The organism is Streptomyces sp. KPB2, from assembly GCF_003950055.1.
In the GTDB taxonomy this organism is placed as follows: domain Bacteria; phylum Actinomycetota; class Actinomycetes; order Streptomycetales; family Streptomycetaceae; genus Streptomyces; species Streptomyces salinarius.
The window spans coordinates 2,424,645-2,448,376 of record NZ_CP034353.1 but is presented as its reverse complement, the minus strand read 5'-3'; the positions used below and the strand labels follow the sequence as shown (position 1 = coordinate 2,448,376).

20 protein-coding genes are annotated in these 23,732 nt (G+C 71.9%); 15 read left to right on the top strand and 5 right to left on the bottom strand.

Annotation, left to right across the window (positions count from 1 at the left end; translation table 11 throughout):
* Positions 1–34: 34 nt before the first annotated feature.
* A complete protein-coding gene (locus D1J63_RS10500) occupies positions 35–1,582 on the bottom strand; it encodes an MFS transporter (RefSeq protein ID WP_176153636.1) in 1,548 nt (515 codons plus the stop codon).
* Between the two features lie 84 nt (positions 1,583–1,666).
* On the opposite strand from D1J63_RS10500, the gene D1J63_RS10495 reads away from it, so the two are divergent.
* Positions 1,667–2,260 carry a TetR/AcrR family transcriptional regulator gene (locus D1J63_RS10495; RefSeq protein WP_125628680.1) on the top strand — a complete coding sequence of 198 codons (594 nt, stop codon included), beginning with the start codon at positions 1,667–1,669 and terminating at the stop codon, positions 2,258–2,260.
* On the opposite strand, the gene D1J63_RS10490 is transcribed toward D1J63_RS10495, so the two are convergent.
* Positions 2,238–3,518 (bottom strand): helix-turn-helix domain-containing protein, encoded by a 1,281-nt coding sequence (locus D1J63_RS10490; protein ID WP_176153632.1) that lies wholly within the window; start codon positions 3,516–3,518, stop codon positions 2,238–2,240. The genes D1J63_RS10495 and D1J63_RS10490 overlap by 23 nt on opposite strands.
* A 144-nt stretch (positions 3,519–3,662) precedes the next feature.
* On the opposite strand from D1J63_RS10490, the gene D1J63_RS10485 reads away from it, so the two are divergent.
* From D1J63_RS10485 to D1J63_RS10465, 5 genes are all read left to right on the top strand, one after another.
* Entirely contained in the window at positions 3,663–4,589 is a 927-nt protein-coding gene (locus D1J63_RS10485) for a proline dehydrogenase family protein (RefSeq protein ID WP_125628679.1), read from the top strand.
* Positions 4,590–4,636: 47 nt separating this feature from the next.
* Entirely contained in the window at positions 4,637–6,277 is a 1,641-nt protein-coding gene (gene pruA, locus D1J63_RS10480) for an L-glutamate gamma-semialdehyde dehydrogenase (RefSeq protein ID WP_102929837.1), read from the top strand.
* Positions 6,278–6,585: 308 nt separating this feature from the next.
* Positions 6,586–6,717, top strand: a complete 132-nt coding sequence (locus tag D1J63_RS37545; protein ID WP_102929838.1) for a hypothetical protein — start codon at positions 6,586–6,588, stop codon at positions 6,715–6,717.
* Between the two features lie 76 nt (positions 6,718–6,793).
* Complete coding sequence (locus tag D1J63_RS10470; RefSeq protein ID WP_125628678.1) at positions 6,794–7,837, top strand: 3-isopropylmalate dehydrogenase; 1,044 nt, start codon at positions 6,794–6,796, stop codon at positions 7,835–7,837.
* Positions 7,838–8,101: 264 nt separating this feature from the next.
* Positions 8,102–9,190, top strand: coding sequence for a branched-chain amino acid aminotransferase (locus D1J63_RS10465; protein ID WP_125628677.1), 1,089 nt, complete (start codon positions 8,102–8,104; stop codon positions 9,188–9,190).
* Positions 9,191–9,267: 77 nt separating this feature from the next.
* Here the strand turns inward: D1J63_RS10465 and D1J63_RS10460 are convergent, their stop codons facing one another.
* The gene (locus tag D1J63_RS10460; RefSeq protein ID WP_125628676.1) at positions 9,268–10,698 is read right to left on the bottom strand and encodes a cytosine permease; all 1,431 of its coding nucleotides are present in this window, start codon (positions 10,696–10,698) and stop codon (positions 9,268–9,270) included.
* A 172-nt stretch (positions 10,699–10,870) separates the two neighbouring features.
* Here D1J63_RS10460 and ureA point away from each other — a divergent pair, with 172 nt between their 5' ends.
* From ureA to D1J63_RS10430, 6 genes are all read left to right on the top strand, one after another.
* A complete protein-coding gene (ureA, locus tag D1J63_RS10455; protein ID WP_125628675.1) occupies positions 10,871–11,593 on the top strand; it encodes an urease subunit gamma in 723 nt (240 codons plus the stop codon).
* On the top strand, positions 11,590–13,302 hold the full coding sequence (locus D1J63_RS10450; RefSeq protein ID WP_125628674.1) for an urease subunit alpha: 1,713 nt from the start codon (positions 11,590–11,592) through the stop codon (positions 13,300–13,302). Before ureA ends, D1J63_RS10450 begins: the two co-directional genes overlap by 4 nt.
* A gap of 68 nt (positions 13,303–13,370) precedes the next feature.
* The gene (locus D1J63_RS10445; protein ID WP_125628673.1) at positions 13,371–14,390 is read left to right on the top strand and encodes an agmatine deiminase family protein; all 1,020 of its coding nucleotides are present in this window, start codon (positions 13,371–13,373) and stop codon (positions 14,388–14,390) included.
* 16 nt (positions 14,391–14,406) lie between these two features.
* The gene (locus D1J63_RS10440; RefSeq protein WP_102929845.1) at positions 14,407–15,009 is read left to right on the top strand and encodes a TetR/AcrR family transcriptional regulator; all 603 of its coding nucleotides are present in this window, start codon (positions 14,407–14,409) and stop codon (positions 15,007–15,009) included.
* Positions 15,010–15,317: 308 nt separating this feature from the next.
* On the top strand, positions 15,318–16,922 hold the full coding sequence (gene cimA / locus D1J63_RS10435) for a citramalate synthase (protein WP_102929846.1): 1,605 nt from the start codon (positions 15,318–15,320) through the stop codon (positions 16,920–16,922).
* 64 nt (positions 16,923–16,986) lie between these two features.
* Positions 16,987–18,351 carry a hypothetical protein gene (locus tag D1J63_RS10430; protein ID WP_125628672.1) on the top strand — a complete coding sequence of 455 codons (1,365 nt, stop codon included), beginning with the start codon at positions 16,987–16,989 and terminating at the stop codon, positions 18,349–18,351.
* Between the two features lie 15 nt (positions 18,352–18,366).
* On the opposite strand, the gene D1J63_RS10425 is transcribed toward D1J63_RS10430, so the two are convergent.
* Complete coding sequence (locus tag D1J63_RS10425) at positions 18,367–19,317, bottom strand: DMT family transporter (RefSeq protein WP_125628671.1); 951 nt, start codon at positions 19,315–19,317, stop codon at positions 18,367–18,369.
* An 83-nt stretch (positions 19,318–19,400) separates the two neighbouring features.
* Here D1J63_RS10425 and D1J63_RS10420 point away from each other — a divergent pair, with 83 nt between their 5' ends.
* Positions 19,401–20,021, top strand: coding sequence for a TetR/AcrR family transcriptional regulator (locus D1J63_RS10420; RefSeq protein ID WP_125628670.1), 621 nt, complete (start codon positions 19,401–19,403; stop codon positions 20,019–20,021).
* A gap of 4 nt (positions 20,022–20,025) precedes the next feature.
* A complete protein-coding gene (locus D1J63_RS10415; RefSeq protein ID WP_125628669.1) occupies positions 20,026–20,601 on the top strand; it encodes an isochorismatase family protein in 576 nt (191 codons plus the stop codon).
* Here the strand turns inward: D1J63_RS10415 and D1J63_RS10410 are convergent.
* Entirely contained in the window at positions 20,588–21,145 is a 558-nt protein-coding gene (locus tag D1J63_RS10410; protein ID WP_061442381.1) for a YceI family protein, read from the bottom strand. The two genes, D1J63_RS10415 and D1J63_RS10410, sit on opposite strands and share 14 nt — an antisense overlap.
* A gap of 147 nt (positions 21,146–21,292) precedes the next feature.
* Here D1J63_RS10410 and D1J63_RS10405 point away from each other — a divergent pair, with 147 nt between their 5' ends.
* Positions 21,293–23,704, top strand: a complete 2,412-nt coding sequence (locus tag D1J63_RS10405; RefSeq protein WP_125635358.1) for a polysaccharide lyase 8 family protein — start codon at positions 21,293–21,295, stop codon at positions 23,702–23,704.
* Positions 23,705–23,732: the final 28 nt, after the last annotated feature.

Sequence of the window (23,732 nt, the reverse complement as noted above, 5' to 3'; positions counted from 1 at the left end):
GGACCCCCGCTTAGGCCCTGAACGGGCCTCGTCCTCAAACGCCGGACGGGCTGAGTCGATCAGCCTCTCCGGCGTTTGCCGTCTCCGCCTCCGGGCGCACCCGGACGTGCCGCAGGCCCAGCGCCGCCAGCACCGCCGCCCCGAGGAGCAGCAGCGCCCCCGCGATCGCGGCGCCCTGCATGCCGTCGGTGAACGCCTCGCGTGCCGCCGTGGCCAGGGCGTCTCCCGCGCGCCCGGGGAGTTCGGCGGCGACGGACAGCGCGCCGCCCAGGGTTTCCCGGGCCGGGCCGGGCGCGTCCGAGGGGACGCCGTGGCGGTAGAGGGCCGTACCGATGGAACCGAGGGTGGCCATGCCCAGGGCGCCGCCGAACTCGGTACCGGTCTCCAGCAGCGAGGAGGCCGCGCCCGCCTTCTCGACCGGCGCCGAGCCGAGGGCCAGGTCGGTCAGCTGGGACATCACCACGACGATGCCGGCGGCCAGGACGCCGCACGCGGCCAGCACCAGCCACAGGGAGTCCGTACCGGCCAGGGCGAGGAGTCCGTAGCCGCCCGCCGCGACGACGAATCCGGCCGTCACGAGGTACGCGCGCTCGACACCGCGCTGGGCCAGCTGGGTGGCGACCGGTGCGGCGGCGCCGATGAGCACCGACGGCAGCAGGCTCCACAGCGCGGCCTCCAGCGCGCTCTTGCCCAGGACCGACTGCAGGTACTGGGTGGTGAAGTACGCCGAGCCCAGCATCCCGAAGGCCGACAGGGTGTTGAGGACCAGCGCCGGGGAGAACCCGTGCCCGCGGAAGAGGGCGGGCGAGATCATCGGCGAGGCCGAGGTGCGCTGTCGGTGCACGAACAGCGCCGCGAAGAGCAGTCCCACGGTGATCGAGACGACGTAGCGGACGTTCCAGCCCTCGGAGGGCAGCTCCTTGAGGCCGTAGACCACGGGGAGGACCGCCGCCATCGACAGCGGGACGCTCAGCCAGTCGAAGCGGCCGGGGGACGGGCTCTTCGACTCGGGGAGCAGTACCGGGCCGAGGATCAGCAGCAGGGCCATCGCGGGCAGGTTGACCAGGAAGACCGAGCCCCACCAGAAGTGCTCCACGAGGACGCCGCTCATCACCGAGCCCAGCGCGATCCCAGCCGTCATCACCCCGGACCACAGCCCGATCGCCTTCGCCCGCTGGGCTGGGTCGGTGAACATCGTGCGGACCAGCGCCATCGTCGACGGCATCAGGGTGGCGCCGCCGATGCCGAGGACCGCACGGGCGGCGATCAGGGTCTCGGCGGTGTGCGCGTAGGCGGCGAGCACGGAGGCGGCGCCGAAGGCCACCGCGCCCAGCAGCAGGAGCCTGCGCCGGCCGATGCGGTCTCCCAGCGCCCCCATCGTCATGAGCAGACCGGCCAGGACGAAGCCGTAGATGTCGAAGATCCACAGCTGTTGGGTGCCGCTCGGGTCCAGGTCGGCGCTGATCTGCGGGATCGCGAAGTAGAGGACGGAGACGTCCATCGAGACCAGCAGCAGCGGAAGCATCAGTACGCCCAGCGCGGTCCACTCGCGACGGCCGGCCCGGGACGGGTTCGTTGTCATGCCGGAGACTGTACGCACGTCTTATACGGTTGTCTAGGACGATTGTTTAAGACGTTCGTATGGACAGATGGGTAGGCTGGCGTCATGGGACACCGCGAGGATCTGCTCGAAGGCGCCAAGCGCTGCCTGCTGCACAAGGGATTCATGCGCACCACGGCGCGCGACATCGTCAAGGAGTCGGGGACCAACCTGGCGTCGATCGGCTACCACTACGGCTCGAAGGACGCCCTGCTGGCGCAGGCCTACGTGGCGCTGGTCGAGGGCATGGCCGACGCGTTCGAGGGCGGCGAGAAGACGGGGCCGGCCACCGAACCGGGCTCCGTCGAGCGGTTCCAGGAGGTCTGGTCGAACGTCATCGCCACCATGCGGGAGCCCGGCTCCCTGTGGCGGCTCAGCATGGAGATCATCGTCATCGGCGACCAGCTGCCCGAACTGCGCGACCACCTCGCGAAGGCCCAGCAGGAGGCCGGGCGCGGCTTCATTCCCCTGCTCATGGGCGGGCGGGAGGAGGACGTCTCCGACGAGGAGCTGGGCACCCTCGGCATGTTCTACGTGACGCTGATGACCGGGCTCATCGCGCAATGGACCTTCGACCCCAAGATCGCGCCCGGTGCGGACCAGATCACCGCAGGCCTCCGCCGGGTGATCGAGGCCGCTACCGGAGGCGGTGCGCCTTGAGCGCCATGTGCAGCAGCAGCCGGTCCTCGCCGTCGTCCAGGTCCAGGCCCGTGAGCTGCTCGACGCGCGAGAGGCGGTAGTACAGCGTCTGGCGGTGGACGCCCAGCTCGGCGGCGGTGCGGCCGGCCTGGCCCGCGCAGTCCAGGTACACCTCCGCCGTGCGGGCGAGTTCGCGGTGGGCGGGGGAGAGCAGCGCCCGCACGGCGGGATCGCCGGCGGCGCGCGGGGGCAGCGAGGTCAGCAGGCGGAACGCCCCGATCGAGGTCCACTGCGCGACCGGCCCGAACCGCGACTCCGCACGCGCCGCCCGGGCCGCCGCCGACGCCTCCGCCCAGGCCGTCCCCAGGTCGGCCAGGCCCGTGCGCGGCGCGGAGACACCGGCCGCGACACCGCCCGGCGCGCCCGCGGACCCGCCCGTGGCGCCCCGGGCCCCCGCCCGCTCCAGCAGCCGCCCCGCCGCCGACGTCGCCGGGGTCTGCACGTCCGCCGAGCGCAGCCGGACCAGCAGCGCCAGCGACACGCCCGAGCTTCCCCACGGCACCGTGCACAGAGCCGTGGCGCCCGGCACCGTACGGACCGAGGGCGCGTCGTCGGGGTCGGCCGAGGGCCAGAGCGCCACGCAGACCACCGCGTGCGGCGTCTCGGCCCGGGTGCCGAGCGCGCTGCGCAGCTCCGCCACCGCCATGTCCCGCTGCCAGTCCCGCTCGGCCGTGAGCACCGCCCGCAGCTCCCGGCTCAGGTCCGCGCCGTGCTGCGCCTCGTCGGCGAGCAGCGCCCCGATCCGCGCCGTCACGGTCATGGCCGCCGCCAGCTGCGGCTCGGTCGGGCCCGGGTCGGTGTCCAGGAGCCACACGTAGCCGAGGACCACACCCCGATGGCGTACCGGCAGACAGGTGCGTCCCCGGTACACGCCCGCCTCGGGAGTCGGCGGGATGCGGACCGGGCCGGTCGCGCGGGTGATGCCGAAGCTCTCGAACCACGCCCGGACCGCCGCCGTGGAGCGCCGGGTGAGGATCGAGCGGGTGCGCACCGGATCCAGGGCGGAGGGATCCAGGTCCCCCTCGCTGTCGTAGGCGCCGAACGCGATCAGCTCGAAGTCGCGGTTCTCCAGGGTCGCGGGCGCGCCCAGCAGCTCCGACAGCTCGTCGATCAGCTCCTGGTAGTCGCCGCGGGCCCCGCCGGAGCCGGCTCCTGTGGCACCTCTGGAATCGGACGTCACCCGGGCATTCTGCCGTATTTGTGCGCCCTCTTCATACATCTGTCTGAGATCCGCGGCACGGATGCGTGACAGCTGTCGATGGCCGACGATCGGGGTCATCCTTAGATTTCACGGTGGTTCTCCGTGCCGTTCCCCTTACGTCGGGCAGCGGCCCCTGTGTTGGTTGGTAAGTGGAGGTGCCCCGTGCTGGGTCCCGTGATTCTCGCCGCGTCGCGCAGCGACCGGATGCGTCGTCTCGTCTCGGCCGCGCCCGTGACCAAGCCGGTCGTCGACCGGTTCATCCCCGGCGAGACGGTCGACCAGATCGTGCCGATCATCCGGGAGCTCACCGATCAGGGCCTGGAACTGACGATGGACGTCGTCGGTGAGGACATCACCACCCCCGCGCAGGCCGAGGCCGCCCGCGACGCCTACCTGGAGCTGATCGACCGGCTCAAGCCGCTGGAGCTCGGCACCCGCGCCGAGATGTCGGTGAAGCTGTCGATGTTCGGCCAGGCGCTGGAGGGCGGCCACGAGCTGGCCCTCGCCAACGTCCGCCCGGTCGTCGAGGCCGCCGCCGAGATCGGCACCACCGTCACCCTCGACGCCGAGGACCACACGACCCTCGACTCGATGTTCGCCATCCACGAGGAGCTGCGGAAGGACTTCCCGCAGACCGGCTGCGTCATCCAGGCCTACCTCTTCCGCACCGAGGCCGACGCGCGCCGCCTCGCCGACAGCGGCTCTCGCGTACGGTTGGTGAAGGGCGCCTACAAGGAGCCCGCAGAGGTCGCGTACCAGCAGCGCCACGAGATCGACAAGGCGTACGTGCGCATCCTGCGCACCCTGATGGAGGGCGAGGGCTACCCGATGATCGGGTCGCACGACCCGCGCCTGATCTCCATCGGCCAGGAACTGGCCCGCACGGCCGGACGCAAGCTCGACGAGTACGAGTTCCAGATGCTGTACGGCATCCGGAGCGACGAGCACCTGCGACTGGCCGCCGAGGGCCACCGCATGCGCGTCTACACGGCCTACGGCACCGACTGGTACGGCTACTTCATGCGCCGTCTGGCGGAGAAGCCGGCCAACCTCCGGTTCTTCGCCCGCTCGATGGTCAGCAAGGGCTGAGCCCGCACCCGCTCGCACAACCCGCTCAGTAAGGAGTTACGGAACCCATGGACGCTGTGACCCAGGTCCCCACCCCCGTCAACGAGCCGGTGCACGGCTACGCGCCCGGTTCGCCCGAGCGTGCCCGTCTGGAGGCCAAGCTCAAGGAGCTGGCCGACAACCCCGTCGACCTGCCCTGCACCATCGGCGGTGTGAAGCGGATGGGCGGCGGTGAGCGCTTCGACGTCGTGCAGCCGCACAACCACAAGGCGCGCCTGGGCACCTACGCCAACGCCACCCAGCAGGACGCCCAGGACGCGATCGACGCCGCCCTGGCCGCCGCCCCCGCGTGGCGCGCGATGTCCTTCGACGACCGCGCGGCGATCATCCTGCGCGCCGCCGAGCTGCTGTCCGGCCCGTGGCGCGAGACCATCGCCGCCTCCACGATGCTCGGCCAGTCCAAGACCGCCCAGCAGGCCGAGATCGACAGCCCCTGCGAGCTGATCGACTTCTGGCGCTTCAACGTCCACTACGCCCGGAACATCCTGGCCGAGCAGCCCCCGGCCAACTCCCAGGGCGTGTGGAACCGCATGGACCACCGCCCGCTGGAGGGCTTCGTCTACGCGATCACCCCGTTCAACTTCAGCGCGATCGCGGCCAACCTGCCCACCGCCCCGGCCCTGATGGGCAACGTGGTGGTCTGGAAGCCGTCCCCGACGCAGACCCACGCCGCCGTGCTGCTCATGCAGCTCCTGGAGGAGGCCGGGCTGCCCAAGGGCGTCATCAACCTGGTCACCGGCGACGGCATCGCGGTCTCCGAGGTCGCCCTGGAGCACCGGGACCTCGCGGGCATCCACTTCACCGGCTCGACCAAGACCTTCCAGCACCTGTGGAAGACGGTCGGCAACAACATCGAGAAGTACCGCACCTACCCGCGCCTGGTCGGCGAGACCGGCGGCAAGGACTTCCTCGTCGCCCACCCGAGCGCCGACCGCGCCGTGCTCAAGACCGCGCTGACCCGCGGTGCCTTCGAGTACCAGGGCCAGAAGTGCAGCGCCACCTCCCGCGCGTACATCCCGGCGTCCATCTGGAACGACGGGTTCAAGGAGGAGTTCGCCGCCGAGGTCGACTACCTCACCATGGGTGACGTCACCGACCTGTCGAACTTCATCGGCGCCGTCATCGACGAGCGGTCCTTCGCCAAGAACAAGGCCGCCATCGACCGGGCCAAGGAGGACGAGACCTGCACCATCGTCGCGGGCGGCTCCTACGACGACTCGGTCGGCTACTTCGTCCGCCCGACCGTCGTCGAGTGCACCGACCCGGAGAACGAGGTCTTCCGCACCGAGTACTTCGGTCCCTTCCTCGCCGTGTACGTCTACGACGACAGCAAGGCCGACGCGTACGACGAGATGCTGACCCAGATGGAGTCGGTGTCGGACTACGCGCTCACCGGCTCGGTCATCTCCAACGACCGTGCGGCGGCCGCGTACACGATGGAGAAGCTGCGCTACGCGGCCGGCAACTTCTACATCAACGACAAGTCGACCGGCGCCGTCGTCGGCCAGCAGCCCTTCGGCGGCGGCCGTGCCTCCGGCACCAACGACAAGGCCGGCGCCCCGCAGAACCTGATGCGCTGGACGCTGACCCGCGCCATCAAGGAGACGCTGGTCGCGCCGACCGACTACACCTACCCGCACATGGGCTGACACCCGCGCGCGAAACGCCCGGCGGGCCAGGTCGACCGACCTGGCCCGCCGGGCGTTTTCGCAGGCCTAGGCGGTGTGAGCGAAGGCACCGTCTCAGATAGTAGGAAGTCCGAGTAATTGTGCAGACAGACGCGGCGGGCTCCCTTAACTTTGTAGGAGCCGAACGTCCCGCTCGATCGAGCGAAGGGCGGCCGTGAGACCGTGCCCGTGCAGGCAACCCCTGCGGCACCGCGCTCCCCGCCCCTTCCGGCCTCATGCAATCCCCTTTCTCCGCACCCCCGTGTGCTGTGCCGAAGGAGTCGATTCCCATGGCCGAGACCACCGCCCGCCGCCGAGTCCGCCACCTCTCCCGTACCGGCGACTCCGACCGCAAGAACGCCGCGGCCGCCCTCCAGCGCGCCCTCGACCGCCGGGACAACGGCGGCGCCACCGGCCACTGAGCGGCCCGGGACAACAGTGGCGTCCGCATGGCGGACGCCGCATGTCATCCCGTGGGACGAGCGATAGGGTGCCGTCATGTCTCGCAGCCTCAATCTCGCAGTGATTCCCGGTGACGGCATCGGCCAGGAGGTCGTGGCCGAAGGCCTGAAGGTCCTCTCCGCCGTCCTTCCGCAGGATGTGAAGCTGGAGACCAAGGAGTTCGACTTCGGCGCCCGGCGGTACCACGCCACCGGTGAGACCCTCACCGACGCCGACCTCGACGCCCTCAAGGGCCACGACGCCATCCTGCTCGGGGCGATCGGCGACCCGTCGGTGCCGTCCGGCGTGCTGGAGCGCGGCTTCCTGCTCAAGCTCCGCTTCGCCTTCGACCACCACGTCAACCTGCGCCCGAGCAAGCTCCTGCCCGGCGTCGCCACCCCGCTCGCCGGCCAGCCCGAGATCGACTTCGTCGTCGTCCGCGAGGGCACCGAGGGCCCCTACACCGGCAACGGCGGCACCATCCGCAAGGGCACCGAGCACGAGGTCGCCACCGAGGTCTCCGTCAACACGGCCTACGGCGTCGAGCGCGTCGTCCGCGACGCCTTCGCCCGCGCCCAGGCCCGCCCCCGCAAGAAGCTCACGCTGGTCCACAAGAACAACGTGCTGACCTTCGCGGGCCACCTGTGGACCAACGTCTTCAACAAGGTCGCCGCGGAGTACCCCGAGGTCACCACCGACTACATCCACGTCGACGCCGCGACCATCTACCTGGTCACCGACCCGGCCCGCTTCGACGTGATCGTCACCGACAACCTCTTCGGCGACATCATCACCGACCTCGCCGCGGCCGTCTCCGGCGGCATCGGCGTCGCCGCCAGCGGGAACATCAACCCGTCCGGCGCCTTCCCCTCGATGTTCGAGCCGGTGCACGGCTCCGCGCCCGACATCGCCGGCCAGGGCAAGGCCGACCCCACCGCCACGGTCCTGTCCGTCGCCCTGCTGCTGCGCCACCTCGGCTACGAGGCCGAGGCGGCCCGCATCGAGGAGGCGGTCTCGGCCGACCTCGGCGAGCGCGGTGGCCTGCCCGCCCGCTCCACCTCGGAGATCGGCGACGCACTCGCCGTACGAGTAGCCGGCTGACACCCGCCGCGCCACTCGATCGAATCCGTTTCGAAGCCGCCGGGTCCAAAAACAAGGCACCCGGCGGCTTTCTCCTGCGTCCGCCAGGTGCGACCATCGAATCCTGGGCCGCATTCACCCCGTTTCACCCACCGTGGGCCGCGCGCGATAATCGAACGCGAAGCCGCGACGTGAGGGAATGCTCGGACGTCCTAGCACCGGCCACCGGCCGTACGGGCGTGATCGCGGCCCGTCACAACCCATACCGGTGAAGGACAGCCACCCATGACGACGCCCACGATCGAGCTCAAGCCCTCCGCCAACCCGCTCTCGGACTCCGAGCGCTCGGCGATTCTGGCCAACCCCGGGTTCGGCCGCCACTTCACCGACCACATGGTGACGATCAAGTGGACCGAGGGCCGCGGCTGGCACGACGGCCAGCTCGTGCCGTACGCCCCGCTCTCCCTCGACCCGGCCACCATGGTCCTGCACTACGCGCAGGAGATCTTCGAGGGACTGAAGGCCTACCGGCGGCCCGACGGCTCCGTCGCCACCTTCCGTCCGGAGAAGAACGGCGCCCGCTTCCAGGCCTCCTCGCGCCGCCTGGGCATGCCCGAGCTTCCGGTCGACACCTTCATCGAGGCCTGCGACGCGCTGGTCAAGCAGGACGAGAAGTGGGTCCCCGCGCACGGCGGCGAGGAGTCCCTCTACCTGCGCCCCTTCATGATCGCCACGGAGGTCGGCCTGGGCGTCAAGCCGGCCAACGAGTACCTCTTCCTCGTCATCGCCTCCCCGGCCGGCGCCTACTTCCCGGGCGGCGTCAAGCCGGTGTCCATCTGGGTCTCCGAGGACCGGGTCCGCGCCGTCCCCGGCGGCATGGGCGACGCCAAGACCGGCGGCAACTACGCGGCGTCGCTGCTCGCGCAGGCGGAAGCGGCGACCAAGGGCTGCGACCAGGTCTGCTACCTCGACGCCATCGAGCGCAAGTGGGTCGAGGAACTGGGCGGCATGAACCTGTACTTCGTGTACGGCAACAAGATCATCACGCCGTCGCTCACCGGCTCCATCCTGGAGGGCGTCACCCGCGACTCCCTCCTCACCGTCGCCCGCGACCTCGGCTACGAGGCTCAGGAGGGCCGAGTCTCGGTCGACCAGTGGCAGCGCGACTCGGAGAACGGAACCCTCACCGAGGTCTTCGCCTGCGGCACCGCGGCCGTGATCACCCCCGTCGGCACGGTCAAGCGGACCGGCGCGGAGTGGCAGCAGAGCGGGGGCGAGACGGGTGAGGTGACGCAGCGGCTGCGGGACGCGCTGCTGGACATCCAGCGGGGGACCGCCGAGGACACGCACGGGTGGATGCACACGCTGGCGTGACGCGGCCCCGGCGTGGGGGCGGGCCGGCTGGGGGCTGCCGCCCCCAGACCCCCGCTTCGGCCTGAACGGCCTCGTCCTCAAGCGCCGGACGGGCTGAGTTCCTCGACCCCGGGCTCCTCCGACGAGGCGGCCCGGGGCTGCGGCAACAGCACGTACACCACCCCGCCCACCAGCCCCGACAGCAGGAAGCTGCAGTCCACCCCGCCGGTGAGGGACAGCAGCGGGCCCTCGTACGACGGCAGGGAGACCGCCAGTACGCCGACCACCGCGCCCACGGCCCAGGCGGCCGTCGCGGGGATGTTCCAGCCGGAGCGGTACCAGTAGATCCCGCCCCGCGCCCGGCGGTTGAAGACCTGGAGGGCGTCCGCGTCGTAGACCCCGCGGCAGCGGACCGAACCGATCATCGTGATGACCGCCCACGGGGTGCCGATCGCCGTCAGCAGCAGCACGAAGGACGTCATCGCCGACTGCGCCTCCCAGGCGTAGTGCCCCGCGAAGACGCAGGCCGTGGCGACGACGGCGACGGCGCAGGTGGCGCGGGCCCGGGAGGCGCGCGGCAGGATCGCGTCGAGGTCCAGGCCCATCGAGTACAGCATCAGCCCCGCGTTGCCGACCGAGCCGGCCGAGGCGGCCAGCAGCAGCGGCACCAGGTACCAGGTGGGGGCGGCGTCGACCAGCGGGCCCGCGTAGTCCAGGGCGGCCCGGGCGGCGTACGCGGTGAAGGTGCCGAAGAGCTGGGGGACCAGCAGACCCAGCATCAGCCCCAGCCAGGTCGCGTGCAGCACCCGGCGGGAGGAGAAACGGGCCGGTGAGATGTAGCGGGTGTAGTCGCCGAGCAGCGTGATGAAGGCGATCGGCCCGGACAGTCCCGCGGCCACGGCGGCCAGCAGCCACGTCGGCCAGAACCCGCCCAGCAGATACCCGCCCGCCTCCGGCAGCGCGGCGGTGGTGAAGTCGGGGGCGTAGGCGATCACACCCAGCACCAGCAGGGCCGTCATGCCGTAGGCCAGCACCCGGGACATGGCGAGCAGCACCCGGTAGCCGTAGACCGCGCCCGCGACGGTCGCGGCGGCGAGCAGGCCGTAGACGACGGCGTACGTCGCACCGCCCTGGGGCAGGCCGAACAGCCGGCCGAGCACGCCCGCCATCACGTCCCCGCCGATCCACACGGTCAGCGCGGTGTAGCCGAGGGCCAGGAGCAGCCCGACCACCGAGCCGACCAGGCGCCCGCGCACACCGAACTGGGCGCCGGAGGACGTGGACAGGTTGGTGCCGGTGCGCAGGGAGATCAGCGCCAGCGGGGCCGTGAAGACCGTGCCGACGACCGTCCCCGCGACCACCGAACTCACCGACGCCCACCAGCCGAGGCCGAAGGACGGCGGCAGCCAGCCGAAGACGATCACGCCCAGGCAGAGGTTGGACCCCAGCAGGATCGAGACCAGGTCCCGGGGACCGCTGGTGCGTTCGGCGTCCGGGATGGTGTCGACTCCGCGCTGTTCTATCGGCATGGCTGGTCTCCTTCGACGGCCGTCCGAGGTGTTCCGAGGGTTAGAGCGACGTTCAATGTGACGTGCGCCCCGGGTGCTCGTCAACGGTTCCGCTGCGTGAATCCCGTGTTTAGAGTGATGTTTACGTTTAGAGTGTTGCTCTAAAATCGGGAAGGCAAGGAGGTGTCGCGTCGTGAGACTGACCCCCACGGAACGTGACCGGCTGCTGCTCTTCGGGGCGGCCGAGCTGGCTCGCGCCCGCCGGGCCCGCGGACTCAGGCTGAACGTGCCGGAGGCGACGGCGCTGATCGCGGACACCGTGTGCGAGGCCGCCCGCGACGGAGCGCGGCTCGCCGAGGCCATCGAGCGCGCCCGGTCCGTACTCGGCCCGGACGACGTCCTGCCCGGCGTCGCCGACGTGGTCACCGAGGTGCACGTGGAGGCCGTCTTCGACGACGGCTCCCGCCTCGCGGTCGTCACCGACCCCGTCGGGGGCGGCGGACTCGGGGGCGACGCCCCCGGTGCCCTGCTGCCGGGACCCGAACACGCCGAACCCGAGGCGGCGGTGCGTCTCCCGGTCACCAACACCGCGACCGTGCCCGTCTCCGTGACCTCCCACTTCCACTTCTTCGAGGCCAACCCGCGGCTCGACTTCGACCGCGCGCGGGCCTACGGCATGCGCCTCGCCGTTCCCGCCGGGTCCTCCGTCCGCTTCGGCCCCGGCGAAAGCGCCGAGGTGGGACTCGTGCCGATCGGCGGCGCCCGCGTCGCCATCGGGTTCGCGGGGCTGGTGGACGGCCCGCTGGACGCGCCGGGCGCCAAACAGGAGGCGCTGCGCCGGGCCGCCGTCTGCGGCTACCTGGGAGCCGCCGGAGAGGAACACCCGGGAGCGACCGGAGAGGAGGGACGGCGATGAGCCGCCCCGGAGGACACCCCGCCGAGGCCCGCCGCCTCACCCCGTACGAGTACGCCGCCACCCACGGCCCCCGGGCCGGCGACCGGCTCCGCCTCGGCGACTCGGGACTGGTGATCCGCGTCGAGTCCGACGCGCAGCGCCACGGCGACGAATTCCTCGCCGGCTTCGGCAAGACCGCCCGCGACGGACTGCACCTGAAGGCCGCCGCCGTCCGCGAGACCTGCGACGTCGTGATCAGCAACGTGGTCGTGATCGACGCCGTGCAGGGCATCCGGAAGGTGTCCATCGGCATCCGCGAGGGGCGCATCCACGCCATCGGCCGGGCCGGCAACCCCGAGACCCTCGACGGTGTCGACGTGGTCGTCGGCACGGGCACCTCGGTCGTGTCCGGCGAGGGGCTCATCGCCACCGCCGGGGCCGTGGACACCCACGTCCACCTGCTCTCCCCGCGCATCATGGAGGCCTCGCTCGCCTCCGGCGTGACCACGGTCATCGGGCAGGAGTTCGGCCCCGTCTGGGGCGTCGGCGTCAACTCGCCCTGGGCGCTGAAGCACGCCTTCGGTGCCTTCGACGCCTGGCCGGTCAACATCGGCTTCCTGGGCCGGGGTTCCTCGTCCCACGAGGCGCCGCTGATCGAGGCGCTGGCCGAGGGCGGGGCGAGCGGCTTCAAGGTGCACGAGGACATGGGCGCCCACACCCGCGCCCTCGACACCGCGCTGCGCGTCGCCGAGGAGCACGACGTCCAGGTCGCCCTGCACAGCGACGGGCTGAACGAGTGCCTGTCCGTCGAGGACACCCTCCGGGTCCTGGAGGGCCGCACCATCCACGCCTTCCACATCGAGGGCTGCGGCGGGGGACACGTCCCCAACGTGCTGAAGATGGCCGGCGTCCCGAACGTCATCGGCTCCTCCACCAACCCCACCCTGCCCTTCGGCCGGGACGCGGTCGCCGAGCACTACGGCATGATCGTCTCCGTCCACGACCTCAAGACCGACCTGCCGGGCGACGCCGCCATGGCCCGCGACCGCATCCGCGCCGGGACCATGGGCGCCGAGGACGTGCTGCACGACCTGGGCGCCATCGGCATCACCTCCTCCGACGCGCAGGGCATGGGCCGGGCCGGCGAGACCGTGCGCCGCACCTTCGCCATGGCCGGGAAGATGAAGGCCCAGTTCGGCGCCCCGGACGCGGACCACGACAACGAACGCGTCCTGCGCTACATCGCCAAGCTGACCATCAACCCCGCCATCGCCCACGGCCTCGCCCACGAGGTCGGATCCCTGGAGGTCGGCAAGCTCGCCGACATCGTGCTGTGGCGCCCGGACCACTTCGGCGCCAAGCCGCAGCTCGTCCTCAAGTCGGGCTTCCCGGCGTACGGCGTGGTCGGCGACCCCAACGCGGCCACCGACACCTGCGAACCCCTCGTCCTCGGGCCCCAGTTCGGCGCGCACGGCGCCACGCCCGCCGAGATATCGGTGGCCTTCGTCGCGCAGGCCGCCCTCGACCAGGGACACGACACCATGCCGACCCGCCGCCGTCGGGTCGCCGTGCGCGGCACCCGCGGCATCGGCCCGGCCGACCTGCGGCTGAACTCCCGTACCGGCGCGGTCGACGTCGACCAGCGCACCGGCCTGGTCACCCTCGACGGTGACCCGCTGCGCTCCGAACCCGCCGACTCGGTCTCCCTCAACCGCCTCTACTTCCTCTGACGCTCCTCCTCCTCCGACGCTCTCCGACGTTCCTCCTCCGACGCTCCTCCGACCCCTGGGACACCTCCATGACCTTCCGCATGCCGCCCGAGTGGGCCCCGCACGAACGCACCTGGATGGCCTGGCCCGGCCCCAACCCGACGTTCACGAACGACGAGGAGCTGGCCGAGGCCCGGGCGGCCTGGGCGGCCGTGGCCCGTGCGGTGCGCCGCTTCGAGCCGGTGACGATGGTGCACGGACCCGGCCAGGGCGACACCGCGCGCGAGCTGCTGGGCCCGGACGTCGACCTGGTGGAGCGCGAGCTGGACGACGCCTGGATGCGTGACATCGGCCCGACCTTCGTGACGGACGGGCAGGGCCGGCTGGCCGCCGTGGACTGGGTGTTCAACGGCTGGGGCGCCCAGGAGTGGGCCCGCTGGGAGCACGACTCCAAGATCGCCCGCCATGTCGCGGACCTGGCCGGCACGCCCGCGCTGAGCAGCCCGCTCGTCAACGAGGGCGGCGCGATCCATGTCGACGGTCAGGGCACGGTCCTGCTGACCGACACCGTCCAGCTCGGCTCCGGCCGCAACCCCGGCTGGACCCGCGAGCAGGTCGAGGCGGAGATCCACGCCAGGCTCGGCACCACCAAGGCGATCTGGCTCCCGCACGGCCTGACCGGCGACTACGGCAGGTACGGCACCCAGGGCCACGTCGACATCGTCGCGGCCTTCGCCCGGCCCGGCACCGTCGTCGTGCACAGCCAGCGCGACCCGCGCCACCCCGACCACGCCCGCTCACGGACGTACCTGGAGATCCTGCGCGGCCAGACCGACGCCAGGGGACGGCGCCTCGAGGTCGTCGAGGTGCCCGCCCCGACCGTCCTGAAGGACGAGAACGGCGACTGGGTCGACTACTCGTACATCAACCACTACCTGTGCAACGGCGGCGTCGTCCTGTGTTCCTTCGGCGACCCGAACGACGAACTCGCGGCGGGCGTCTTCCGCCGGCTGTTCCCCGAGCGGACGGTGACCCTGGTGGACGCGCGTACGATCTTCGCGGGTGGCGGAGGCATCCACTGCATCACGCAGCAGCAGCCGAAGATCTAGAGGACCGGGAGTGGACATGGCCGGTGGTGGGCGCAGGCAGGCCCCGCCGCGCGAGGACGTCCTCGCCGCCGCCATGGAGATGATCGCCGAGCGCGGCCTGGAGAAGCTCACCATGGCCGCCCTCGGCCGCGAGGTCGGCATGAGCAGCGGCCACCTCCTGTACTACTTCGGCTCCAAGGACGAACTGCTGCTGCGCACCCTGGAGTGGAGCGAGGGCCGCCTCGGCGCCGAGCGCGGCCGCCTGCTCACCCGGCCCGGCACCGCCCGGGAACGCCTCGACGCCTACGTCGACCTGTACGTCCCCGACGGCCACCGCGACCCGCACTGGACGCTGTGGCTGGAGGTGTGGAACCGCTCGCAGAACGCCCCCGACGAGGCCCGCGACCGGCAGGCCGCCATCGAGGGCGCCTGGCACCGCGACCTGGTCGCGCTGCTCGCCGAGGGCATCTCGCGCGGCGAGTTCCGCGCCGTCGACCCGGACCGGTTCGCCTCCCGGCTGCGCGCCCTCCTGGACGGCTTCGCCATCCACGTGGCGATCGGCCTGCGGGGCACGGACCGGGAGCAGGTGCTCGGCCACGTACGCGAGTTCCTCGCCGACGGACTCCTGGCACCGTCCTGATCCGGACGCCCGGCGCTCGCATCCTGAGACGCGCGGTGGACCGGAGGCGGAATGTGCCAGACTTCCCCCGTGCTCTCGTTCGCCATGATTATTGGCAGCAGGCGCGCCGGTCCGCAGTGACCACCACGTACGACCAGGTACGGGTGGACACCGTCGTCCTCGACCCGCGCGCAGACCTCTCGCACCCGCGAGAGGTTTTTCGCTTTCCTGGCCCACCCCGAGCCGGGAAGGGAGCGCGAGGGATCATAGAGGAACGGTGGAACCGGTCATTCCGGTAGACCGAGATCCCATACAGGAGCCTTCAGATCATGACCGCAACCAGCGAACTCGACGATTCGTTCCACGTCTTCGACACCACCCTGCGCGACGGCGCGCAGCGCGAGGGCATCAACCTCACGGTCGCGGACAAGCTGGCCATCGCACGGCACCTGGACGACTTCGGTGTGGGCTTCATCGAGGGCGGCTGGCCCGGCGCCAACCCGCGGGACACCGAGTTCTTCGCCCGGGCCCGCCAGGAGATCGACTTCAAGCACGCCCAGCTGGTGGCCTTCGGCTCCACCCGCCGCGCGGGCGCCACCGCCGCCGAGGACCACCAGGTCAAGGCGCTGCTGGAGTCGGGCGCCGAGGTGATCACCCTGGTCGCCAAGTCGCACGACCGGCACGTCGAACTGGCGCTGCGCACCACGCTCGACGAGAACCTGGCGATGGTCGCCGACACGGTCTCCCACCTCAAGGCGCAGGGCCGCCGGGTCTTCGTCGACTGCGAGCACTTCTTCGACGGCTACCGCGCCAACCCCGAGTACGCCAAGGCGGTCGTACGCGCCGCCTCGGAGGCCGGCGCCGACGTCGTCATCCTGTGCGACACCAACGGCGGCATGCTCCCGGCGCAGATCCAGGCCGTGGTCGCCACGGTGCTGGCCGACACCGGCGCCCGGCTCGGCATCCACGCCCAGGACGACACCGGCTGCGCCGTCGCCAACACCCTCGCCGCGGTCGACGCCGGCGCCACCCACGTCCAGTGCACGGCCAACGGCTACGGCGAGCGGGTCGGCAACGCCAACCTGTTCCCCGTCGTGGCCGCGCTGGAGCTGAAGTACGGCAAGCAGGTGCTGCCCGAGGGCCGGCTGCGCGAGATGACCCGCATCTCCCACGCCATCGCCGAGGTCGTCAACCTCACCCCCTCCACCCACCAGCCCTACGTGGGCGTCTCCGCCTTCGCCCACAAGGCCGGCCTGCACGCCTCCGCGATCAAGGTCGACCCGGACCTCTACCAGCACATCGACCCCGAGCTGGTCGGCAACACCATGCGGATGCTCGTCTCCGACATGGCAGGCCGCGCCTCCATCGAGCTCAAGGGCAAGGAGCTCGGTATCGACCTCGGCGGGGACCGCGAGCTGGTCGGCCGGGTCGTGGAGCGCGTCAAGGAGCGGGAGCTGGCGGGCTACACCTACGAGGCCGCGGACGCGAGCTTCGAGCTGCTGCTGCGCGCCGAGGCCGAGGGCAGGCCGCTGAAGTACTTCGAGGTCGAGTCCTGGCGCGCGATCACCGAGGACCGCCCCGACGGCAGCCACGCCAACGAGGCCACCGTCAAGCTCTGGGCCAAGGGCGAGCGCATCGTCGCCACCGCCGAGGGCAACGGCCCGGTCAACGCCCTGGACCGCTCCCTGCGCGTCGCCCTGGAGAAGATCTACCCCGAGCTGGCAAAGCTCGACCTGGTCGACTACAAGGTCCGCATCCTGGAGGGCGTGCACGGCACCCAGTCCACCACCAGGGTCCTGATCTCCACGTCGGACGGCACGGGGGAGTGGGCCACGGTGGGCGTCGCGGAGAACGTCATCGCCGCCTCCTGGCAGGCCCTGGAGGACGCCTACACGTACGGGCTGCTGCGGGCGGGGGTCGCGCCCGCCGAGTGAGCGGAGCGCTCGATACCGAATGCACCTTATGTCTGATTGAGGTGCATTCGGGTACGCCCATCGTATGAGTGGCGTTCGTATGCACCTCCTCATACGCCTCCTGGTCGCGCCGGTCGTCGCCGCACTGGCCCTGCTGTTGGCCGGCGCGTCCGGTGCGCCCGGCGCGCAGGCGCAGACCGACGTCTCCGAGATCGGCGCCGCTTTGCGCGAGAGTCCCGTGTACGTGGACCCGGCCGCCTCCGACCTGCTGTCCAAGTCGGACGCGGACGCCCTCGCCAACAAGATCGAGGACGCCGGCGAACCCGTCTTCGTCGCGGTCCTCCCGGCCGGCTATCCGACCGCGAACCTCTTCCAGAACCTCCGCACCGAGACCGGCATCACCGGTCTGTACGGCATCCGCCGCGGCGACCGCTTCGACGCCCGCGCCGACAGCAGCGTGCTGAGCCGCCAGGGCGTGCAGAACCTGGTCACCGCGGTCCAGGGCGCGGGCGACCCCAAAGCCCAGCTGAACGACTTCGTCGACGACGCGGTGCGCAGCGTGCGCGGCTCCGCCCCCTCCTCCTGGGACTCCGGCGGTGCGTCCGCGCCCACGGGCGCCCTCATCACCGCGGGCGCGGTGGTGGTCATCGGCGGTGCGGGCGTCTACGCGCTCTCCCGGCGCAACCGCCGGCGCCGCGAGGCCGAGCAGCGGGAGTCGCTGGAACGGCTGCGGGTGGTGGTCGACGAGGACATCACGGCGTTCGGCGAGGAGCTGGACCGGCTGGACTTCCACCCGGCGGAACCGGGTGCCGACGACGCGATGCGGGCGGACTACGAACGCTCCCTCGATGCCTACGAGCAGGCCAAGGCGTACATGGCGGACGCCCGCAAGCCGGAGGACGTGCGGGCCGTCACCCAGGCGGTGGAGGACGGCCGCTTCTCGCTCGCCCAGCTCGCCGCCCGCCGCGAGGGCAGGCCGCTGCCCGAACGCCGTCCGCCCTGCTTCTTCGACCCGCGCCACGGCCCGTCGGTCGCCGACGCCACCTGGACCCCGCCGGGCGGCGCCACCCGCCAGGTCCCGGTCTGCGCGGCCGACCGGGCCCGGCTGTCCGACGGGCGGGCCCCGATGATCCGCGAGGTGGACACCGAGTACGGCCGCCGCCCCTACTGGGACGCGGGTCCGGCCTACGGCCCCTGGGCGGGCGGCTACTTCGGCGGCGGCATCCTGCCCGGCCTGCTCGTCGGCACCATGCTGGGCGGCATGATGGCCGGTCCGGCGTACGGGGCCGGTTACGGCACCGGCTACGGCGACTTCGGCGGCTACGAGGGCGGTGACGTCTCGGGCGGCGACTTCGACCCCGGTGACTTCGGGGGCGGTTTCGGCGGCGGCGACTTCGGCGGGGGCGACGGCTTCGGCGGCGGAGGCGGCGACTTCGGCGGCGGCTTCTGAGGCACCCGGCGGGCGTCAGCGCCTGTCCGCCGGCGGCCGCGCGACCGCCGGACGGTCCGTGCGGGACCGCGCGAGCCGCGAGGGCCGCCGCGTCCGGTCCGCCCCGTTCCCGCGCCGGACGACGACCACGGCGGCGAGGCCGGCCGCCAGGCCGAGGGCGGTCTGGACCCCGAAGGGCTCGCCGAACATGAGGGCACCCCACACCGCCGTGACCGGGGCCATGAGGAACATGAGGGTGTTGACCTCGGTGATGCCGGACCGGCGCAGGATCAGCCAGTACAGGCCGTAGCCGCCGAAGGTGGGCAGCACCACGAGCCAGCCGGTCGCCAGCCAGAACGAGGAGTCGGCGGGCGGGACGGCGGTTCCGAGCGAGGCCGCCAGGACCGCGAAGAGGACGGCGCTGGTCGTGCAGTGGATCGTCATCGACACCCGGGGCGGCACCGGCGCGCACGAGCGGCGTTCCAGGAAGGTGGCCGCCACCAGCGACAGCATGCCGAGGAAGGGCACGAAGTACGCCCACCAGGGCACGTCCGCGCCCGCCGCGCCGGCGTCGGCCAGGGTGACCGTGGCGACGCCGGCCAGGCCCAGCCAGAGGCCGAGCCACTGCCGGCGCGAGACGTACTGCCGCAGCAGCGGCCCCGCGAGCGCGCCGGCCACGAGCGGCTGGACGCCGTCGATCAGGGCGGTGGTGCCGCTGGAGACGCCGAGCTGGACGGCGTAGAACACGCCGAGCATGTAGCCGCTCTGGGAGAGGGCGCCGACGGCGATCTGGCGCCCGGCGTCGCGGAGCGTCAGGCCCCGCCATGCCGGGCGGGAGAAGGCCGCGGCGGCCAGCAGCACCGCGGCGAGCGGCAGGAAGCGCCACATCAGGAGCGTGCTCGCGTCGGCGGTTCCCGCGCCGAGCTTGGCGCCGATGAAGCCGGAGCTCCAGCACAGGACGAAGGCGACCGAGAGCAGGGCGTTCACGTGGACCACATCCAGAGTCCGGAGTAGACAGATCGGTTTACTCGTCTCAGGTGCCCACTATACAGACCGGTATACTTGGCGTCATGGGTCCAGAAGAGAAACCGCACCGCGTCCGGATGACACCCGGCGCCCGGCGGGTGCTGGCGGCCGCCGAGCGGCTGTTCTACGAGCACGGCATCCATGCCGTGGGCGTCGACCTCGTCGCGGCCGAGGCGGGGGTGACCAAGAAGACGCTGTACGACCGGTTCGGCTCCAAGGAGCAGATCGTCGTGGAGTACCTGGCCGGACGCGACGAGCGCTGGCGCGAACTGCTGGCCGGCCGGCTGGAGGCGGTCGCGGAGCAGGGGCCGGCCGCCCGCATCCTGGAGGTGTTCGAGGCCTCGCGCACCTGGGCCGGGGAGTACGGGCGGAAGGGGTGCAGCATGATCAACGCGCACGCCGAGATCAGCGACCCGGCCCATCCGGCGTACCCGGTCATCACGGGGCAGAAGCGGTGGATGCTCGGCCTGTTCACCCGTCTGGCCGGGGAGCTCGACGCGGCCGGCGCGGAGCGCCTCGGGCGCACGCTGATGCTGCTGCACGAGGGCGCCCTGGTCTCGTACGGGCTGGGGGTCCTGCCCGACCCGTTCGGCCAGGCCCTCGGCCAGGCGCGGGAGTTGCTGGAGAACGCGGCGGCGCCCGGGCGGGGCGCACCCCTAGAGTGAGGGCATGCCGCCCACTGCCGCGCTTCTCGTCATCGACATGCAGAACACCACGGTCGCCATGGCGCACCGGGCCGCCGAGACGGTCGCCGCGATCGCGGGGCTGAGCGAGCGGGCCCGCGCGGCCGGAGTGCCGGTGGTCACCGTGCGCCAGCGGGACGAGGGCATGGTGCCCGGCACCGAGGGCTGGCAGGTCGTGCCCGAGCTGGCCCCGCGGGAAGGAGAACCGGTCGTCGACAAGACGACCCCGGACAGCTTCCTCGGCACGGGTCTCGACGAGACCCTGCGGGCGCTGGGCGTCACCGAGGTGATCGTCACCGGGTTCGCCACGGAGGTCTGCGTGGACACCACGGCGCGGCAGGCGCTGAGCCGGGGCTACGACCTCGTGGTCGTCGCCGACGGGCACACCACGTCGGTGCGGACCGAGGAGGACGTCGACCTCGTTCCGGCGGACCGCTCCATCACGCAGGCCAACGCCGTCTACCGCATGATCGGCTGGCCCGGCCGCCGTATCCGGGTCCGGGCCGCCGCCGATGTGGACTTCGCCGCCCCCGAGGGGGCACCGGGCGTCAGGCCTGCCTGATCGCCGAGATGTCGAAGTTCAGCTTGATCTTGTCGGAGACCAGCACGCCGCCCGTCTCCAGGGCCGCGTTCCAGGTGAGCCCCCACTCCGAGCGCTTGATCTCCGCCTTGCCCTCGAAGCCGACGCGCTCGTTGCCGAAGGGGTCCTTGGCGGCGCCGTTGAACTCCAGGTCGATGGTGAGCGGCTTGGTCGTGCCGAGGATCGACAGGTCGCCGGTGATGCGGTAGTCGTCGCCGCCCAGGGACTCCGCCTTGGTGGAGCGGAAGGTCATCGTCGGGTACTCGCCCGTGTTGAAGAAGTCGGAGCTCTTCAGGTGGCCGTCCCGGTCGGGGGAACCCGTGTCGATGCTGTCCATGGTGATGTCGAGCGAAGCCGTGGACCGGGACGGGTCGGTGCCGTCCAGGTGCAGCGTGCCGGTGAAGTCGAGGAACTTGCCCTTGACGTTGGTGACCATGGCGTGCCGCGCCGTGAAGCCGATCGTCGTGTGGGCGGGGTCGACGGTGTAGTCGCCGGTGAGCGTGGAGAGGTCGGGGGTGGTGGTCATGGTGTCCTCCGGGAACACTTGAAGTTGAATGTTCAACCAGTCCAACGGACTCGACTCTAGACCTATTCCATGCCGCCTTCAACCGCTTCGCAGCACGTGTCGCGACACCGTTCCCCTCCCGCCCCCGGCGTGATAGACGGCATGAGCATGACCCCACAGCGCCCCACCGCACCGACCCGCCGCGCGATCCTGCTCACGGCGGCCGCGACCGCCGCCCTCGCGGCCGTCCCCCGCCCCGCGGCAGCGGCGGCCGACCCCTACGACACCCTCCGCCGGCGCTGGCTCGAGATCGCCCTCGGCGCCGGCTACGACCCGGCCGCCGAGCCGTACGCCTCCCGCCTCGCCGGGACCGGTGAGCGCGCCCGCGAGCACCGCGCCACCATGACGCCCACCCCCACCTCCCTGTGGCCCGGCCACCCCTTCGACCCGCCCGCCGGCATCACCTTCGCCTACGGCCGCCTGTGGACGATGACCGAGGCGTACGTCCAGGAGGGCACCGGCTCCACCGGCGATCCCGCCCTCCTCGCCGACATCCTGCGCGGCCTCGACCACCTGTCGGCAACCGTCTACAACCCGGCCACCACCCGCTACGGCAACTGGTGGGAGTGGCAGATCGGCAGCCCCCGCCTCCTGATGGACATCACGGCCGCCCTGTACGACCACCTCGGCACCGACCGCGTGGCCGCCGCCTGCGCCGCCGTCGACCACTTCGTCCCCGACGCGATGCTCGGCGACTACTCCGGCACCTCCACCGGCGCCAACCGCGTCGACCTGTGCCGCTCCGTCGCCCTGCGCGGCATCCTGGGCCGGGCCCCCGCCAAGATCGCCCTCGCCCGCGACGCCCTCTCGCCCGTCTTCCCGTACGTCACGAAGGGCGACGGCCTCTACGCCGACGGCTCGTTCGTCCAGCACACCTGGGTCGCCTACTCGGGGACGTACGGCCAGGTCATGCTGGACGGACTGGGCCGGCTGTTCACCCTGCTCGCCGGCTCCGAGTGGGCGGTGACGGACCCGGGCAGGCAGATCGTCCTCGACAGCGTCGAGCGCGCCTACGCACCGCTGATCCACGACGGCCTGGTCATGGACGTGGTCAACGGCCGCGCGATCAGCCGGGGCTACCTCAAGAGCGACGACCTGCACGTCATGCGCGGCGACCACTTCCACGGCCGCCAGCTGATCGCCGCCGTGGCGGTCCTCGCGGGCGGCGCGAGCGACGCCGAGCGGCAGCGCTGGCACGCCCGCATCAAGGGGTGGATCGCACGCGACACCGTCACCCCGATCCTCACGGCACCGGAGTTCCCGGTCGCCGACCTCGCCCGGCTGCACGCCATCGCCGACGCACCCGGCGCGGCCGCCCCCGAACCCGCCGGGCACCACCTCTTCGCCGCGATGGACCGCGCCGTCCACCGCCGCCCCGCCTTCACCGCGGGCCTCGCCATGGCCAGCGACCGCATCGCCCACTACGAGTGCGGCAACGGCGAGAACCCGCGCGGCTGGCACACCGGCGCGGGGATGCTCACCTGGTGGGCGAACGGGAGCGATGCGGACCGGTCCGCTCGGTCCGACCGGTCCGCTCGGTCCGACCGGTCCGCTCGGTCCGACCGGTCCGCTCGGTCCGACCGGTCCGATCAGTACACAGACTGGTTCTGGCCCACCGTCGACTGGTACCGGCTGCCCGGCACCACCGTCTCCACCAAGCGCCTGCCCGACCGCGCGGGCGGCGAATGGGGCGAGCCCAAACCCGACGTGCGCTGGGTCGGCGGCACGACCGACGGCGTGTACGCGGCCGTCGGCCAGCACCTCAAGGGCCTCGGTTCCACCCTTCAGGCGCGCAAGTCCTGGTTCTTCCTCGACGACGAGGTGGTCTGCCTCGGCGCCGGCATCACGTGCGCGGACGGCGTCCCGGTCGAGACGGTCGTGGACAACCGCAACCTGGGGGAGGGCGGCAACAGGGCCCTGGTACGCGGCCGGCACTGGGCCCACCTGGAGGGCCACGGCGGCTGGATCGTGCCCGAGGGCGACCTGCGGACCCTGCGCGAGGACCGCACCGGCGCCTGGTCCGACATCAACACCACCAGCACGACCGAGCGCCGCACCCGGCGCTGGCAGACCCTCTGGCTCGACCACGGCACCGACCCCTCCGACGCCGACTACGTCTACCTCGTCATGCCGGGCGCCTCCCGGGGCGCGGTGGCCCGGCGCGCCGCCGACCGGAGCCGGCTGAGGATCCTCGCCAACGACGCCCGCCGCCAGGCGGTCACCGTCCCCTCCCTCGGCCTCACGGCCGCCAACTTCTGGCAGGCCGGCACGGCGGGCCCGCTCACCGCGTCCGCCGGGGCGAGCGTGCTGGTCCGCCGCAGCGGCCGTACCGCTACGCTCTGCGTGAGCGAACCGCCGCGCACCGGACAGCCCCTGGAGATCGTCTGGGACCACCCCGTGAGCGCGGTGTCGCGGGCCGACGAGACGGTCGAGATCCTCGCCACGGGCCGCCGACTGCACCTCCGCGTCACTCCGGGGATGGCATGTACCACCCATGAATGTGAGGTGACTCTCAGCTGACGGGTTTGTTAGACCCCTACAAGCCAGA